14 protein-coding genes and 1 pseudogene are annotated in these 15,271 nt (G+C 43.0%); 8 read left to right on the top strand and 7 right to left on the bottom strand.

What is annotated here, in order from left to right; all coding sequences use genetic code 11:
• Position 1: 1 nt before the first annotated feature.
• On the bottom strand, positions 2-634 hold the full coding sequence (locus H6G28_RS08035; protein ID WP_190670143.1) for a phosphoribosylanthranilate isomerase: 633 nt from the start codon (positions 632-634) through the stop codon (positions 2-4).
• 104 nt (positions 635-738) lie between these two features.
• Between H6G28_RS08035 and psaK the strand changes: the two genes are divergently transcribed.
• From psaK to H6G28_RS08005, 6 genes are all read left to right on the top strand, one after another.
• Complete coding sequence (gene psaK, locus H6G28_RS08030) at positions 739-990, top strand: photosystem I reaction center subunit PsaK (RefSeq protein WP_190591604.1); 252 nt, start codon at positions 739-741, stop codon at positions 988-990.
• 224 nt (positions 991-1,214) lie between these two features.
• Positions 1,215-1,769 (top strand): CAP domain-containing protein, encoded by a 555-nt coding sequence (locus H6G28_RS08025; protein WP_190670141.1) that lies wholly within the window; start codon positions 1,215-1,217, stop codon positions 1,767-1,769.
• Positions 1,770-1,845: 76 nt separating this feature from the next.
• Positions 1,846-2,061: a hypothetical protein gene (locus H6G28_RS08020; RefSeq protein ID WP_190591606.1), complete on the top strand. Its 216-nt coding sequence runs from the start codon at positions 1,846-1,848 to the stop codon at positions 2,059-2,061.
• 6 nt (positions 2,062-2,067) lie between these two features.
• On the top strand, positions 2,068-2,445 hold the full coding sequence (locus H6G28_RS08015) for a type II toxin-antitoxin system VapC family toxin (RefSeq protein ID WP_190591607.1): 378 nt from the start codon (positions 2,068-2,070) through the stop codon (positions 2,443-2,445).
• A gap of 248 nt (positions 2,446-2,693) precedes the next feature.
• The gene (locus H6G28_RS08010) at positions 2,694-3,170 is read left to right on the top strand and encodes a TspO/MBR family protein (protein ID WP_190670140.1); all 477 of its coding nucleotides are present in this window, start codon (positions 2,694-2,696) and stop codon (positions 3,168-3,170) included.
• Positions 3,170-4,285: an HhoA/HhoB/HtrA family serine endopeptidase gene (locus tag H6G28_RS08005; protein ID WP_190670138.1), complete on the top strand. Its 1,116-nt coding sequence runs from the start codon at positions 3,170-3,172 to the stop codon at positions 4,283-4,285. The genes H6G28_RS08010 and H6G28_RS08005 overlap by 1 nt, the downstream gene beginning before the upstream one ends.
• A gap of 50 nt (positions 4,286-4,335) precedes the next feature.
• Here the strand turns inward: H6G28_RS08005 and H6G28_RS37935 are convergent.
• The 5 genes and pseudogenes from H6G28_RS37935 to psaA all read right to left on the bottom strand — a co-directional run.
• Positions 4,336-4,518: pseudogene (locus H6G28_RS37935) on the bottom strand (DUF7689 domain-containing protein); the annotation flags it as partial.
• Positions 4,512-5,072, bottom strand: a complete 561-nt coding sequence (locus H6G28_RS36765; RefSeq protein WP_242054489.1) for a DUF433 domain-containing protein — start codon at positions 5,070-5,072, stop codon at positions 4,512-4,514. The gene H6G28_RS36765 and the pseudogene H6G28_RS37935, both read right to left, overlap by 7 nt.
• A 92-nt stretch (positions 5,073-5,164) precedes the next feature.
• The gene (locus H6G28_RS07990) at positions 5,165-5,665 is read right to left on the bottom strand and encodes a DUF6979 family protein (protein WP_190670137.1); all 501 of its coding nucleotides are present in this window, start codon (positions 5,663-5,665) and stop codon (positions 5,165-5,167) included.
• Positions 5,666-5,827: 162 nt separating this feature from the next.
• Positions 5,828-8,053, bottom strand: coding sequence for a photosystem I core protein PsaB (gene psaB, locus H6G28_RS07985; protein ID WP_190591612.1), 2,226 nt, complete (start codon positions 8,051-8,053; stop codon positions 5,828-5,830).
• A 125-nt stretch (positions 8,054-8,178) separates the two neighbouring features.
• Entirely contained in the window at positions 8,179-10,437 is a 2,259-nt protein-coding gene (psaA, locus tag H6G28_RS07980; RefSeq protein ID WP_190670135.1) for a photosystem I core protein PsaA, read from the bottom strand.
• Between the two features lie 515 nt (positions 10,438-10,952).
• Here psaA and H6G28_RS07975 point away from each other — a divergent pair.
• Positions 10,953-12,578 carry a hypothetical protein gene (locus H6G28_RS07975; RefSeq protein ID WP_242054486.1) on the top strand — a complete coding sequence of 542 codons (1,626 nt, stop codon included), beginning with the start codon at positions 10,953-10,955 and terminating at the stop codon, positions 12,576-12,578.
• Positions 12,579-12,591: 13 nt separating this feature from the next.
• On the opposite strand, the gene glsA is transcribed toward H6G28_RS07975, so the two are convergent.
• Entirely contained in the window at positions 12,592-13,494 is a 903-nt protein-coding gene (glsA, locus tag H6G28_RS07970) for a glutaminase A (protein WP_190670133.1), read from the bottom strand.
• Positions 13,495-13,669: 175 nt separating this feature from the next.
• Here glsA and H6G28_RS07965 point away from each other — a divergent pair, with 175 nt between their 5' ends.
• The gene (locus tag H6G28_RS07965) at positions 13,670-15,199 is read left to right on the top strand and encodes a thioredoxin-like domain-containing protein (RefSeq protein WP_190670131.1); all 1,530 of its coding nucleotides are present in this window, start codon (positions 13,670-13,672) and stop codon (positions 15,197-15,199) included.
• Positions 15,200-15,271: the final 72 nt, after the last annotated feature.

Raw genomic sequence — 15,271 nt, 5'->3', positions numbered from 1 at the left:
ACTACTCCCTACTCGCTAACTTCTGAAATAACTCAGCTACTTTATTTAAATCTTTATTTCCTGGTTGAATTTCGACCCCGCTAGATAAATCGATACCGTCAGGGTTAACCAGACTTAAAGCTTCTAAGATATTTGCTGGGGTTAATCCACCAGCTAAAAACCACGGCGTGCCGGGGTGGAATTTTTCTAGCATTGCCCAATCTAAAGTTTTGCCTGTACCCCCTAACTGTTGGGGATGATAAGCATCAAGTAATAAAGTGTCTACATGTTGAGCGTAAATAGCGGCTGGTTCCAGGTGGTCAAGGCTGCGTATCCTCATTGCTTTGAGAATTTCGACATGGGGGAGATTTTGCCTGAGTTGGTAACAAAATTCTGGTGATTCGTCTCCGTGTAACTGTACACCAGTTAAACCGCCATCTTGAACTATGTGGTTAATCTCCGAAATGTCAGCGTTAGCAAAAACGCCGATTTTATCAATGTTATCTGGTAATTGGGTAACGACTGCGCGGATTTGGGTGGCAGTTACGTAACGAGGTGAACTAGGTACACAAATAAATCCTAGGGCAGTTGCGCCTAAAGATGCGATCGCAGTTGCTTGTTTTGGCTGAGTGATGCCACAGATTTTAACCCGCATGGTTCTAAAGAGCGAATTTTTGCTAACAATCTTTGGTTGCTGACTCACTAATTCTATAATTTGGGAGGTTTTATGAATTTTTTCATTTAGGAGACCAAATCTAGATGTTATCAAATTTACTGGCAGCAGCAGCTAATGTCCCCGCTACCCCTGCGTGGACTCCTACCGTTGGCATCATTATTAGCGTTACCAGCGTGGTTATTCTGTTGTTATCTACCCGCATTGAGCAGCCCCAAGTTGGGCCTAAATTACCAGGATTGCCAGTGAGTGTTACCACCTTTATCGCGGCTATGGCTTTTGGTCACATTGTTGGCATTGGTATTGTTTTAGGACTGACTAATATTGGTCGCCTATAAATCACCGATAACAGAGGAGTGAGAGAATCTCACAATCTCATACTCTGAAACTCATTCTTGTTCTTTCTCCAGCAATGCAACTCTCAAATCTAGGTCAGTTGAATTTGGCGATTTTTGTTACCTTAAGAACAGAACTCACAGCAACTTCATCATGACAGCTAAATTGATAGTTCTTGTCTGGAGAAAGAATTATGCAGGTGAGGTAATTGGGTTGTGATAAGTAGATGCAAAATAAACTACCTCATATCTTATGGTTAGCTTCAGCCGCGATCGCACTTTTGGTAAGTGGCTGCGAAGAAATGCTAAAATATTTGCCGCCATTACCCGACATTGAATTACCATCTCAGCAACCACCCCAACCTGTAATTCCGCCAGCCTCTGCCAAAATTGCAGACATGGAAGCCGCAGTCCGCCAAGGTATCAACAAAGTCAGGCAAGAAAATGGACTTCAGCCCCTGCAAAATAACGAAAAACTCACCCAGGTAGCTCGCAACTACAGCCGCCAAATGGCGCAGCAAAAATTCTTCAGTCACACTGGTGCTGATGGTAGCACCTTAAAAGACAGAATAAGTGCAGGGAGAATCTCTTATTTGATGGTAGGAGAAAACTTATTTACCTGTACGAATGTACCGCAACCTGTACCAGCCGCCATTAAAGGTTGGATGAATAGTCCTGGACATCGGGCTAATGTTCTGCGTCCAGTGTTTCAAGAGACTGGTGTGGGAATTTGGCGAGTTGGGAATACATACTACATGACGCAGTTATTTTTGCGACGTTAGTTTATAAGGAAGAATTCAGAAATCAGGAGTCAGAATTCAGTATGGTTAAAATCAATGAATGTAGGAGGTAAGCTATATGTTAAAAACAATCCAAGGAATTTATAAAAACGGCAAAATTGAATTAGCTGAAACCCCACAAGGTATAATCGAAAGTTTAGTGTTCGTCACTTTCTTAGAAACTAAACCCAGCCGATGGCCAGAAATAATTATGCAACATACAGGTGTAAAAGAAAGTATTATCTTTGAATCATACCGGGATGAACTAATACCACCAAACGCAATAGAACTGTAATTATGTATGGGTTATCTACTAGATACTTGCGTAATTAGTGATTTTGTTAAAGGAGAAAAAAACACCCTCAAGCGAATAAAATTAATCTCGCCCACTGAAATTTTTGTTTCATCTCTAACAGTTATGGAGGTGAAATATGGATTAGCCATCAACCCACAACGCGCTGTTAAAATCCAACCAATGATTGAAATCTTACTAAGTTCAGTTGCAATTTTACCTTTTGACTCCAAAGAAGCAGAACAGGCAGCCCACATCAGAAGCTTTCTGAAATTAGCAGGTTCACCTATTGGTGCTTATGATGTACATCACATTATGGTGACATCTAATGTCCAGGAATTTCAAAGAGTACCTAACTTGCAAATCGAAAATTGGCGTTCTGTGTGAATAGCTCATTCCTGAAAGATTGTATATAAGGAAATATAAATCAAGCAAAATCAGGCGATGCCTGCGGGGGTGTAGCTATCGCTCTATGTTAAATTAAGAACTTTTCTTTTTTCCTCAATCTAAGGTTCAAGAGTGTTACTTTACAGTTGCAATCGCGCTAATGGTAAAGTCACATCCAGACTCAGGATAGGTGCAGCGATCGCAGATTCCATTTAAAATACAAATGTATTACTCTGGCAGGAGTCGTTGTGAAAGCTAGATGGATAATTACAGCAGCTTCAGCAGCTTTGTTTTTTGGCGGTAGTTTGTTCACATCGCTGCGCGACCCTTGGTTTCAAAATCTACAACGTCCTAGCTGGCTAACCTTTGAATTTCTCATTCCTCTTATCTGGACATTCATTTGGGTTTGCCTGACGATTTCTGCAATTATTGTCTGGGAAAAAAGCAATAAGAAAGGTTCTCGCCCTTGGGGTTTGCTATTAGTTTATGCTGCTATTGCCTTACTCACATCGCTGTATAGTCCGGTGGTGGTAGAACTCCGCAGTTTGACTGGCGGTATGATTGTGGGCGGTTTAGCAACTGTTTTGGTATACATTTTGGCTTTTGTGGTCAAACCAATTTCGCAAACAGCCTCATGGCTATTTCTGCCTTATGCACTGTGGGGGCCTTTCGGTACTTATCTCACTTGGTTATTATTACAACTCAATAGCCCGGTCAAACCATAATGAAACGACTGACTCTGCAACTCTGGGTTTATCTAGCTTTATTATTGACTGGATGTGTTGCTAATAGAGATGTGAAAAATCCCCTAGCAACAGCACCAGTCAATGCTAATCAAGATGCCAATTACATCACTCAAGTGGTGCAGAAAGTCGGGTCAGCAGTAGTACGCATCAATTCCACTCGCACTGTCGCCGTATCTCCCCAAGACTCTTATTTAGGGCGTTTTTTTGGCGAACAGTTACCGAGTCGAGAAGAAGTACAGCGAGGCATTGGTTCAGGATTTATTATTAGTGGTGATGGAATTATTTTGACTAATGCCCATGTGGTAGCAGATGCAGATAACGTCGCCGTTGTGTTAAAAGATGGTCGCAGCCTTCAAGGTAAGGTAGTAGGAGTTGACCGCGTAACCGATGTAGCAGTAGTCAAAATTAAAGGTATAGGATTACCAACAGTTAAATTAGGTAACTCTGATAATTTGTTAGCAGGACAATGGGCGATCGCCATTGGTAATCCATTAGGATTAGATAATACAGTCACCCAAGGAATTATCAGTGCAACTCAACGTTCTGTTGCTGATTTAGGAGTACCCACAGAACGAGTCGATTTTATTCAAACTGATGCTGCCATTAACCCTGGTAATTCTGGCGGCCCCTTGCTGAACGCTCAAGGAGAAGTAATTGGGATGAATACTGCTATCATCCAAGGAGCGCAAGGATTAGGCTTTGCAATTCCCATCAAAACAGCCCAAAGAATTGCCAATGAATTAATCGCTAAAGGAAAAGTAGATCATCCTTATGTTGGCATTCAAATGGGAGAGTTAACCCCTGATTTACGCACCAAAATTAATCAAAGTGATACAGGTTTAAAAGTTAATCAAGATACAGGTGTGATTATTTTAGCAGTCGCCCCAAACTCTCCCGCTTCCCGTGCTGGCTTACGTCCAGGCGACATTATTGACAGTATTAACGGTGTGACAATTCAAGATATTAGACAAGTGCAGCAACAGGTAGAAACTACTAAAGTTGGTGATGTTATGCAAATTACCATCAATCGTAACGGCAAAAAACAGGCGATCTCAATTCGCACAGTCGCCCTACCTGCAAGAGATATTAGTTGAAATGCTGCTTGAAACGCCTCAAGAGTTTCTTCTCTGGGAATACCAGGTGGCCAGTATTCTTGATTTTGAGCATCTGGCCACCACCAAGTTTGATCATCTTCTCCTGCCCATGCAACACAGTTATATTCAGTTGTATCTGGACTTGTTAACTTGTATCCGTGGATAATTAAGTTGGGATAATCACGTTCAATAAAAGATTTTACATAATTAGCCCAATTGTTATTACCTACCACTGATATCCTCTTCGTTTACCCCATTCGAGCCAAGCTTTAGTCATTTCTTTTGTATTGCCTCTACACTCCGAAGGTACAGGATCTTCTCTAGAAATAGATTTTAATGCCCAAAACCAATGTCCAGATTTTCTCTCCAGTTCTCTTAACAATAAAGGTATGATAGTTTCACCCATTCCTATTATTTGTTGATAGGCAGGGTGCATCGACATTTGATTATTTGATGATACACCACGATTTTCTTCCCGCCATTGTTGGGCTAGTGTCATAAAAGTTGATTCTATGTCCTCTTGACTAGAATAATTTTGAGAGAAACTAGAATTATTCTCATCAAAAATTTGCAGTTCTTCTTTATTTGTTAGTTGTGCAGCATAAGCAACAGCCGCTTTGATATTTTCTAATGTGAGGAGTGGGTAATTCTTAACTATTTCCTCAAATGTTAATCCTTCTGCTAGGTTATCAAGGATAACTGAAACCATCACCTGTGTACCTGTAATGTGTGGTTTACCATGACATACTTCAGGATGAATAGTAATTTGTTCTTGCCAATTGATCATTTGTTTCAATGATTTTGGTTAAGGTTATTTGTTCGCGATCGCTTTTCTCTTGCCTTTGTTATTTTACATAGTAGTTATGATTTAAAATTTTTCTACTTTCTTTTTGATAATGGAATTATATAATTCTTTGTAAAAAACACCCTTGCTATTTGAACTGCTCCTGCATCATCGTTAGCTGGCTCTTCAAATTCTGCTTCACTTTTAGCTTGCTTTGTTTTGCTCTTTTTCGGAAATTTTTCCTGCCGATATCGTTCTTGAACATAAGACCATAATTCCTTTTTACTTATATCTTCTTGTTTATCTAACTTCTCTATGGCTATAACTGCGTATACCGCATTTTTTCCTAACTCATGGTTAATTTTTGCAAGTTCCCAGTCTTGAAAATCTCGTTCAGCATCAACAATGTATCCTAAATACCATAAACTGTATGCAGCACACATTCTGCAACCTTTTTTGCGTGCGTATTCACTTGTACCTTCATAGCTTTCTTTCCAAAACTTACGCCAAGATTCAGCATCTTCCTGTTGGTGGATATTCATCTTATTTATTGTTTCTGTAATCCACTTTATGTAGTTAATCTTTCCTCTTTGCATAATTGCTCCTATTGGGTGAATATTGGAAATTCCAACATTTTGTTTACCTCTTCTTTTATCCTTCCCATTAGGAAAGAGAAAATTTAATACTTATACCAACAAAAAATCCCCCGCCGCGAGGCGGGGGATTTTTATTACTAACCTATAAAACTAGTAGCCAGATCAACCGAACTTACCAGCAGTGGAGGCGATGAGGAAGGCTGCGTAGGTGAGGACATAGCCAACGGTGAAGTGAGCTAGACCAACCAAACGTGCTTGAACGATGGAGAGTGCAACGGGCTTGTCTTTCCAGCGAACTAGGTTAGCTAGAGGAGTACGCTCGTGCGCCCAAACCAAGGTTTCGATCAACTCTTGCCAGTAACCTCTCCAGGAGATGAGGAACATGAAGCCAGTTGCCCAAACTAGGTGTCCGAAGAGGAACATCCAAGCCCAAACAGACAGGTTGTTCACACCGTAGGGGTTGTAACCGTTGATCAACTGTGCAGAGTTAGCCCACAGGTAATCACGGAACCAGCCCATCAGGTAGGTAGAGTTTTCGTTGAACTGAGCAACGTTACCTTGCCAAATACCCAGGTGTTTCCAGTGCCAGTAGAAGGTTAACCAACCTACTGTGTTCAATGCCCAGAACAAAGCTAAGTAGAAGGAGTCCCAAGCGGAGATATCGCAAGTACCGCCACGACCAGGGCCATCGCAAGGGAATGCGTAACCGAAGTCTTTTTTGTCTGGCATTAATTTAGAACCACGAGCATCCAAAGCACCTTTGACTAGGATGAGGGTGGTGGTGTGCAGACCTAGTGCGATCGCATGGTGTACCAAGAAATCGCCAGGGCCAATTGTTAAGAACAGGGAGTTTGTGCCAGCGTTAATGGCATCTAACCAACCGGGCAACCATACGTTTGCATAGTTGGGGTAAGCTGTGTACGCAACACTTTCGGGGTTGGACAACAGAACATCCAATCCGTACAGTACTTTACCGTTAGCAGCTTGAACAAACTGAGCAAATACTGGCTCAATTAGGATTTGCTTTTCAGGAGTACCGAAAGCAACTACTACGTCGTTGTGAACGTACAAACCTAGGGTATGGAAGCCTAAGAAGAGAGATACCCAGCTTAAGTGAGAGATAATCGCTTCTTTGTGCTTCAGTACGCGATCTAATACGTTGTCTTTGTTTTGTTCGGGGTCGTAGTCACGTACCCAGAAAATTGCACCGTGGGCAAACGCACCGACCATCAAGAAAATCGCAATGTATTGGTGGTGGGTGTATAAAGCTGCCTGTGTGGTGTAATCCTTAGCGATGAACGCATAGGAAGGCATGGAGTACATGTGCTGCGCCACCCAAGAGGTAACAACACCCAAACAAGCCAAGTGCCAACCTAATTGGAAGTGCAGAGAGTTGTTGTAGGTATCATAAATGCCTTGGTGGGGCATGTTGAAGGGGCCTTCAACTTTTTGGCCAAAGAAAGTTTTGGCATTCATCATCTCTTTGATGCTGTGACCAATACCAAAGTTGGTACGGTACATGTGACCAGCGACGATGAATAATACTGCGATCGCTAAGTGGTGGTGAGCAATGTCAGTCAACCACAGAGCTTCTGTTTGAGGATGGAAACCACCCAAGAAGGTCAGAATCGCTGTACCAGCACCAGTGGATGTACCAAAGAGGTGGCCTGCGGTATCTGGATTTTGAGCGTAAACGTTCCAGTTCCCTGTAAAGAAAGGCTGTAAGCCTGCTGGGTGGGGAGCGGTGGTTAAGAAGTTATCCCAACCTACGTGCTGTCCACGAGCTTCGGGGATAGCAACGTGAATCAAGTGACCAGCCCAAGCCAAGGAGCTAACGCCGAACAAACCAGCTAGGTGGTGGTTGAGGCGAGATTCAGCATTCTTGAACCAAGCGAGGCTGGGGCGGAACTTGGGTTGCAAGTGCAACCAACCAGCGAACAATAACAGGGCAGCAAATAGGAGTAGACCTAATGAGCCAATGTACAGTTCTTGGTTTGTCCGCATACCGATGGTGTACCACCAGTGGTAAACACCAGAGTATGCAATATTTACAGGATTACTAGCACCCGCTTGGGTAAAAGCTTCAATTGCTGGTTTACCAAAGTGGGGGTCCCAAATCGCATGAGCGATGGGACGGACGTGTAGAGGATCTTTGATCCACTGTTCAAAGTTACCTTGCCAGGCTACATGGAACAGGAGGCTGGAAGCCCAAAGGAAGATGATTGCCAGATGTCCGAAGTGAGTAGCGAAAATCTTTTGGTAAAGATTTTCTTCGGTCATGCCATCGTGGCTCTCAAAGTCATTGCCCATTGCGATCGCATACCAAATGCGCCGCGTGGTTGGGTCCTGTGCGAGATCCTGGCTAAATTTTGGAAATTTTGTTGCCATAGCTTTGATATTTCCTCTGACCCTTAGCCATCAGGTTTCAGCTTTGGGAGTTCTGAGCTTTGAGTTCTAAGTTTTGATTACTCAGCACTCAGCACTCACTACTCAGCACTCCGTATAACTGATTGCTATCCTACTGAAAGAATGTGTGCGTGGAAGAATGCCCAGGTTGTTGCAATTCCTCCGAGGAGGTAGTGTGCTACACCAACTGCACGGCCTTGAGTGATGCTCAAAGCGCGGGGTTGGATTGCAGGTGCTACCTTCAGTTTATTATGCGCCCAAACGATGGACTCAATTAGTTCTTGCCAGTAGCCGCGACCACTGAACAGGAACATTAAGCTGAATGCCCAAACAAAGTGAGCGCCCAGGAACATTAATCCGTAAGCAGACAAAGCACTGCCGTAGGAGTTGATTACTTGAGAAGCTTGCGCCCACAAGAAATCACGCAACCAGCCGTTGATTGTGATGGCACTTTGGGCAAAGTTACCACCAGTAATATGAGACACATTACCAGCTGCGTCTACAGTTCCCCAAACATCAGATTGCATTTTCCAACTGAAGTGGAAAATCACAATAGATAGGGAGTTATACATCCAGAACAATCCGAGGAACACGTGATCCCAACCGGAAACTTGGCAAGTACCGCCACGGCCAGGGCCGTCGCAAGGGAAGCGGAAACCTAAGTTGGCTTTATCGGGAATCAAGCGTGAGCTGCGAGCGAATAGTACGCCCTTCAGCAGAATCAGTACTGTTACGTGGATGGTGAAAGCATGGATATGGTGAACTAGGAAGTCAGCAGTACCCAATGCGATGGGCATCATTGCGACTTTGCCACCAATAGCCAAGATACCGCCGCCAAAGGCATAGCTAACTGGCTCTAAGGCGTTGGGAGCAGTGCCACCAGGAGCCAAGGTGTGCAGATTCTGCACCCACTGAGCAAATACTGGTTGCAACTGAATTGCTGTGTCGGAGAACATGTCTTGGGGACGGCCCAAGGCACGCATTGTGTCGTTGTGGATGTACAAACCAAAGCTGTGGAAGCCGAGGAAAATACAAACCCAGTTGAGGTGGGAAATAATTGCATCCCGGTGACGAATCACCCGATCCAGTACGTTGTTTTGATTCACAACAGGATCATAATCCCGCACCATGAAGATGGCAGCGTGAGCCGCACCACCCACAATTAAGAATCCACCGATCCAAATGTGGTGAGTGAAGATACACAACTGAGTTGCGTAGTCAGTTGCCAAGTATGGATAAGGAGGCATCGCGTACATGTGATGCGCGATGATGATGGTCAGCGAACCCAAGAAGGCAAGGTTAGTTGCCAATTGAGCGTGCCAAGAGGTGGTCAGGTTTTCATAAAGACCCTTGTGACCTTCCCCGGTGAAGGGGCCTTTGTGGTTTTCGAGGATCTCTTTGATGCTGTGACCAATGCCCCAGTTTGTGCGGTATTGATGACCAGCGATGATGAAGAGTACAGCGATCGCTAAGTGGTGATGAGAAATATCAGTCAACCACAGACCACCAGTTACAGGGTTTAAACCACCCTTGAAGGTTAAGAAGTCAGCGTACTGACCCCAGTTCAAGGTGAAGAAAGGTGTTAAACCAGCAGCGAAGCCGGGGAATACATCAATCAACAAGCTCTTGTTGAGGATGAACTCATGGGGCAAGGGGACATCTTTAACAGCTACCCCTGCATCCAAAAGCTTGTTGATGGGAGCGGAAACGTGAATTAAGTGTCCAGCCCATCCCAAGGAACCGCAGCCTAACAGTACTTGCAAGTGGTGGTTCAGCATCGACTCCACATTCTGGAACCATTCCAGTTTGGGAGCGCGTTTGTGATAGTGGAACCAGCCAGCAAATAAGAACAAGCCTGCTAATACCAAGCCGCCAATAGCTGTGCAGTAAAGCTGGAAGGAGTTGGTGATACCCCAGCCACGCCATACTTGGAACAAGCCAGAGGTGATTTGAATACCGTGGAATCCACCACCAACATCACCATTCAAAATGTCTTGTCCCACAATGGGCCAAACGACTTGAGCACTGGGCTTCACGTTCAATGGGTCGCTTAACCAGGCTTCGTAGTTAGAGAACTTCGCGCCGTGGAATATCATCCCGCTTAACCAGATGGTCACAACGGCCAGGTGTCCGAAGTGAGCCGCAAATATTTTGCGGGAGATATCTTCTAAATCGCTTGTATGTGTATCAAAATCGTGGGCGAGAGCGTGGAGGTTCCAAATCCAAGTGGTGGTTTTGGGGCCTCTAGCTAGAGTTCTGTCGAAGTGTCCGGGTTGCGCCCATCTTTCAAATGAGGTAGGTACCGGGTCGTTATCGACTATCACTCTTGCTTTCTTTTCCTCTCGCTCCGGAGGACTAATCGTCATTCGACCTCCTCTCGTGATAAGGAATGAGGAATCATGAAACCACAAAGTGATACTTAGTCGCCTTCTCCAGGTTAGTGGCTGGAGCAGCGATGAAGACGCTATGTGGAAGTTTGTTTCTGTTGAATTATAAAGTCTTTACTTGTACATTGTTGGAGAGATTTTAACAATAATTCAAAATCCCCAAATTAATTGTCTGATCTACCTTTTAACTGTAAACTTTTGAGCAAAAAGTCAATAGTTTCTCCATTTAATTTACAAAGAATAACAATTCGTTAAACTTATGATTAATGGGTATAATGTCCGCCGGCTCAGTATTCTCAAATTAGTTAGAGATATTTTTGGCACGAGAGAAAAGCATATATTAGAGAAATAGTAAAAAAGAATACTGTTTTCCGGTGATTTTTAAAAAATACATAGTAACTGCTCAAAATTTCACCTTTTAGGCTATGGCGTGCAAAGCACAGTTTAAGGCAAAATTATTTTGCAGTTTTGCAGACTATAACTGGGTGTTAGGTATGAATTTGCGGTGTATGAAGTCTTTAAAACAGATCCTCCCCAGGAGTCTGGCTATTTTCAAGTGGCTTGTCATACTAGTATTGGTCTTGAATTTAAACAGTTGTGCAGAGAAAGCTGTTAGTCAAGATGTAGCTGTGAGTCCTAGGGAAAAATATCAACCAACTTCGCAGCAATTTACGGAAGTTGCACCACCAGAGGTCATTCAAGAACTGCGCTCAACGCTAGAAGTATACCGCCCCCAGGTAACTATCGTCACCCCTTCATTTGATGAGATTATTCAAGATACTAAAGTTAAAGTTCAAATTCAGGTAAAAGATTTACCTATATTTAAAGATCCAGCATTTGAATTAGGGCCTCATCTCCAGGTAATTTTGGATAATCAGCCTGACATCTCGGTGTATGACTTAAGCCAGCCGTTGATTTTGTCTGATTTATCTCCGGGTACACATAGTTTACGTGTATTTGCTTCTCGTCCTTGGGGTGAAAGTTTTAAAAATGAAGGCGCTTATACTCAGACATTGTTTCATGTTTTTACAAAAACAGATGACAACAACCCTGAACCTAGCGTTCCCTTACTGACTTACAGCAGTCTTCAAGGTAGTTATGGTGCTGAACCAATTTTACTAGATTTTTACTTAACAAACGCTCCATTACACTTAGGTGCTACAGATAATCCCAATGATTTGTTCAGTGATTGGCGTATCCGTTGCACTATTAATGGTGACAGTTTTGTGTTCGATCGCTGGCAAGCAGTTTACCTCAAAGGCTTCCAACCTGGAAATAATTGGGTGAAGCTGGAATTTTTAGACAATCAAGGTAACGTTGTGAAAAATGCCTTTAATACGACTGTGAGATTAATCAACTACCAACCCAAAGGTAAAGATACACTGTCTCGCATTGTTAGAGGCGAACTCAAGGCGGATGAAGTACGCAGCATAGTCAATCAAAGTTACATTCCCCAGCCACTAATTCCTACACCCGAAGTTCCAGAGGTAGTTCAACCGCAACCAACTGAGTCAGCAACGCCAGAACCGGAAGTTACACCGATACCGCAAGTTACTGCGTCACCAATACCAGAACCAGAAGTTACACCGACACCGCAAGTTACTGCGTCACCAATACCAGAACCGGAAGTGATACCGACACCACAAGTTACTGCGTCACCAATACCAGAACCGGAAGTTACACCGATACCACAAGTTACTGCGTCACCAATACCAGAACTGGAAGTTACACCGACACCACAAGTTACTGCGTCACCAATACCAGAACTGGAAGTTACACCGACACCACAAGCTACTGCGTCGCCAATACCAGAACCGGAAGTTACACCGATACCACAAGTTACTGCGTCACCAATACCAGAACTGGAAGTTACACCGACACCACAAGCTACTGCGTCGCCAATACCAGAACCGGAAGTGATACCGACACCACAAGTTACTGCGTCACCAATACCAGAACCGGAAGTGATACCGACACCACAAGTTACTGCGTCACCAATACCAGAACCAGAGGTAACACCCACAGCAGTTCCTGAAACACAAGCAACCGAGTCTTTAAAGTCGAGATTTGGTAAATATTTTCAGCGTCGTCCAATTCCAACATCTCAAGGAGAGGGATAAAAGAGGTGATTTTTTAGAAAATACTCAATTCTAATTTTTGGGCTAAAGCTTCAATAAAAGCGATCGCACCTACGGAATTTCCGACTATATTTAATGCGGGACTGTAGCAAGCGATCGCTCCGGCGTTTGGTACTATGGCTAACATGCCACCGCTAATGCCTGATTTCATTGGTAAACCAATTTTGAGAGCGAACTTAGCCGAGTCTTGGTAAAGCCCACACATCAACATCACAGCGTTAACTATTCGGTGATGCTGTAAATTATCTCCACAAGCTAAGGCTTTTCCTAATAAGGCTAAATCTTCCACTGCGCCTGAAATGCAGCATATTTGCTCATAAGTGTCAAGAGCTATTTCAGGATTTTCCAGACGATTTTGTTCTGCGAGATAGTTGGTGAGTGCTTGGTTGACTGGGGAACGTGAAGCGCGTACCGAAGCCAGCATGACTTCATCTAAATATAGTCGGGAACCTGCTAACTGATTTAACCATTGACAAAGATGTGAAGTGCGATCGCTTGCCGTCTTTCCTGGTAACTTATCAGCTAGAGTAATTGCACCACTATTAATCATCGGGTTGCGGGGATGTCCGCCATCTGTAATTAATTGTTCTAAAGAATTAAACGCCGCATCCGACGGTTCAACGCCAACCCATTGAAAAACTGTATCTGTTCCCATCATTTCTAGCAGATACAAAAATGAAAATACTTTAACTACACTCATTAAAGGAAACACACAACCTGTATCTCCCGAACTGTAAGTTTTTCCTGATAAACAGCAGATGTGAACAGCAAACCAGTTAGGATGAGCAACAGATAATTGTGGGATGCGATCGCACACTTTACCCTGTACAGTCTGAATTTTAGCTTGTTGTACCCAAGTAGCTAAATCAGTGGTAGTAAGTTTATCAAGTTTGACCAAAAGTGATACAGCCTCAAAATTATTCTCAGTTAGGTATAGCAGTAAACAGTCAACAGGCTTAAAACTTTCTTTTTGTCTAGGTTATGCAGGTATCTCACACTTCATTATTAATTAAGTTATCTCCCCTACACCCTCATACCCTTAAACCCCTACACCCAAAATTAAAGGATATCTCATGACTCCCTGCGTCAGAGCGCCAGAATTACCACAAAATTACACTTGGCTGAATACTGACAAACCTTTGTCCTTAAAACAACTTAGGGGTAGAGTTGTCATCTTAGACTTTTGGACATACTGCTGTATTAATTGCCTGCACATCCTACCAGACTTGAAATATTTGGAAAACAAATACAAAGATAGTCTGACAGTAATTGGTGTCCACTCCGCCAAGTTTGACAACGAACAAGAAACAGAAAATATCCGCCAAGCTATTTTGCGTTATGACATTGAACACCCAGTTTTAATAGATCAAAATTTTCGTGTATGGCAAGAATATACTGTGCGTGCTTGGCCGACATTCATGATTATCGACCCTAAAGGTTATGTAGTTGGCTATGTTTCTGGCGAAGGTAAGCATGAGGTTTTAGATAAGTTAATTGCCAAAATTATTGCCGAGCATCAGCAAAAAGGTACAATCAACTTTCAAGAAATCAACCATATTTTAGAAAAGCAGCAACAACCAATAATTTCACCCTTAGCGTTTCCTGGAAAAGTCTTAGCCACGCCAGCAGGTTTATTCATCGCTGACTCTGGACATCACCGCTTAGTTTTGAGTAACTTTGATGGCGAAGTTCTCCACATTATTGGTACAGGACAACCTGGTTTAATTGACGGTAGTTTTAGCGAAGCACAATTTTCTGCACCACAGGGAATGGTATTTGATAGCGAAAATCAAATTCTGTTTGTCGCTGATACCGAAAATCACGCTTTGCGGCGAGTGGATTTAAAACGCCAAATAGTTGAGACAATTGCAGGAACTGGAGAACAAAGCCGTAACATTTATCCTCATGGTGGTGCTGGTTTAGAAACTGCACTCAATTCTCCTTGGGATTTAGTCAAAGTTGGAAATATTTTATTTATTGCAATGGCGGGTTCCCATCAAATTTGGCAAATGAACTTAGCCACTAACATGATCAAAACCTATGCTGGTACAGGTGGAGAAGGTTGTGTTGATGGTTCACTAACAGAATCGGCTTTTGCTCAACCTAGTGGTATAAATACAGATGGACAACAACTATATATTGCTGATAGTGAAATTAGTACAATTAGGAGTATAGAAATTTTTGAACCATACCAAGTCACAACTGTTTGTGGTAGTCAACAGTTATTCGGTTTTGGTGATGTGGATGGACAAAGTACAGATGTGCGATTACAACACTGTATGGCGGTAGAATATGCGGGAAATTTTTTGTGGGTAGCAGATACATACAACCACAAAATTAAATTAGTTAGTCCCAGCACAGGTAATTGTCAAACCATTTTGGGCGATGGTTTAGCTGGTTTACAAGATGGACAAGGTAAAAATAGCCGCTTTTTTGAACCTTCTGGATTAAGTGTTATGGGGTCACATCTATATATTAGTGATACCAATAATCACGTTATTCGCTGTGTTGATTTAAATAATTTTGCAGTTACGACAATGCAGTTTTCTGGTTTATGTGCGCCAGATATATGTATTCCTCAGAATCAAGACAATCTGCTATAGCAGTCCTAAATCATTTGTGAAATTCCCTTTCTTCTCTTTCCTCTCATTCTTTGTGTCCTTTGCGTCCTTTGC

This window comes from Nostoc sp. FACHB-190, from assembly GCF_014696905.1.
In the GTDB taxonomy this organism is placed as follows: domain Bacteria; phylum Cyanobacteriota; class Cyanobacteriia; order Cyanobacteriales; family Nostocaceae; genus Nostoc_B.
The sequence above is the reverse complement of the archived record's forward strand: the minus strand, read 5'-3'. Positions and strand labels throughout refer to the sequence as shown.

Excerpts from the sequence above, each read along its gene's own strand:
- H6G28_RS07965 (WP_190670131.1), top strand. The coding sequence starts at position 13,670 with ATGACTCCCTGCGTCAGAGCGCCAGAATTACCACAAAATTACACTTGG.
- H6G28_RS08005 (WP_190670138.1), top strand. The coding sequence starts at position 3,170 with ATGAAACGACTGACTCTGCAACTCTGGGTTTATCTAGCTTTATTATTG.
- psaB (WP_190591612.1), bottom strand. The coding sequence starts at position 8,053 with ATGGCAACAAAATTTCCAAAATTTAGCCAGGATCTCGCACAGGACCCA.
- H6G28_RS08025 (WP_190670141.1), top strand. The coding sequence starts at position 1,215 with ATGCAAAATAAACTACCTCATATCTTATGGTTAGCTTCAGCCGCGATC.
- H6G28_RS08015 (WP_190591607.1), top strand. The coding sequence starts at position 2,068 with ATGGGTTATCTACTAGATACTTGCGTAATTAGTGATTTTGTTAAAGGA.
- H6G28_RS07990 (WP_190670137.1), bottom strand. The coding sequence starts at position 5,665 with ATGCAAAGAGGAAAGATTAACTACATAAAGTGGATTACAGAAACAATA.
- psaA (WP_190670135.1), bottom strand. The coding sequence starts at position 10,437 with ATGACGATTAGTCCTCCGGAGCGAGAGGAAAAGAAAGCAAGAGTGATA.
- H6G28_RS36765 (WP_242054489.1), bottom strand. The coding sequence starts at position 5,072 with ATGATCAATTGGCAAGAACAAATTACTATTCATCCTGAAGTATGTCAT.
- H6G28_RS08035 (WP_190670143.1), bottom strand. The coding sequence starts at position 634 with ATGCGGGTTAAAATCTGTGGCATCACTCAGCCAAAACAAGCAACTGCG.
- H6G28_RS07975 (WP_242054486.1), top strand. The coding sequence starts at position 10,953 with ATGAATTTGCGGTGTATGAAGTCTTTAAAACAGATCCTCCCCAGGAGT.
- psaK (WP_190591604.1), top strand. The coding sequence starts at position 739 with ATGTTATCAAATTTACTGGCAGCAGCAGCTAATGTCCCCGCTACCCCT.
- H6G28_RS08020 (WP_190591606.1), top strand. The coding sequence starts at position 1,846 with ATGTTAAAAACAATCCAAGGAATTTATAAAAACGGCAAAATTGAATTA.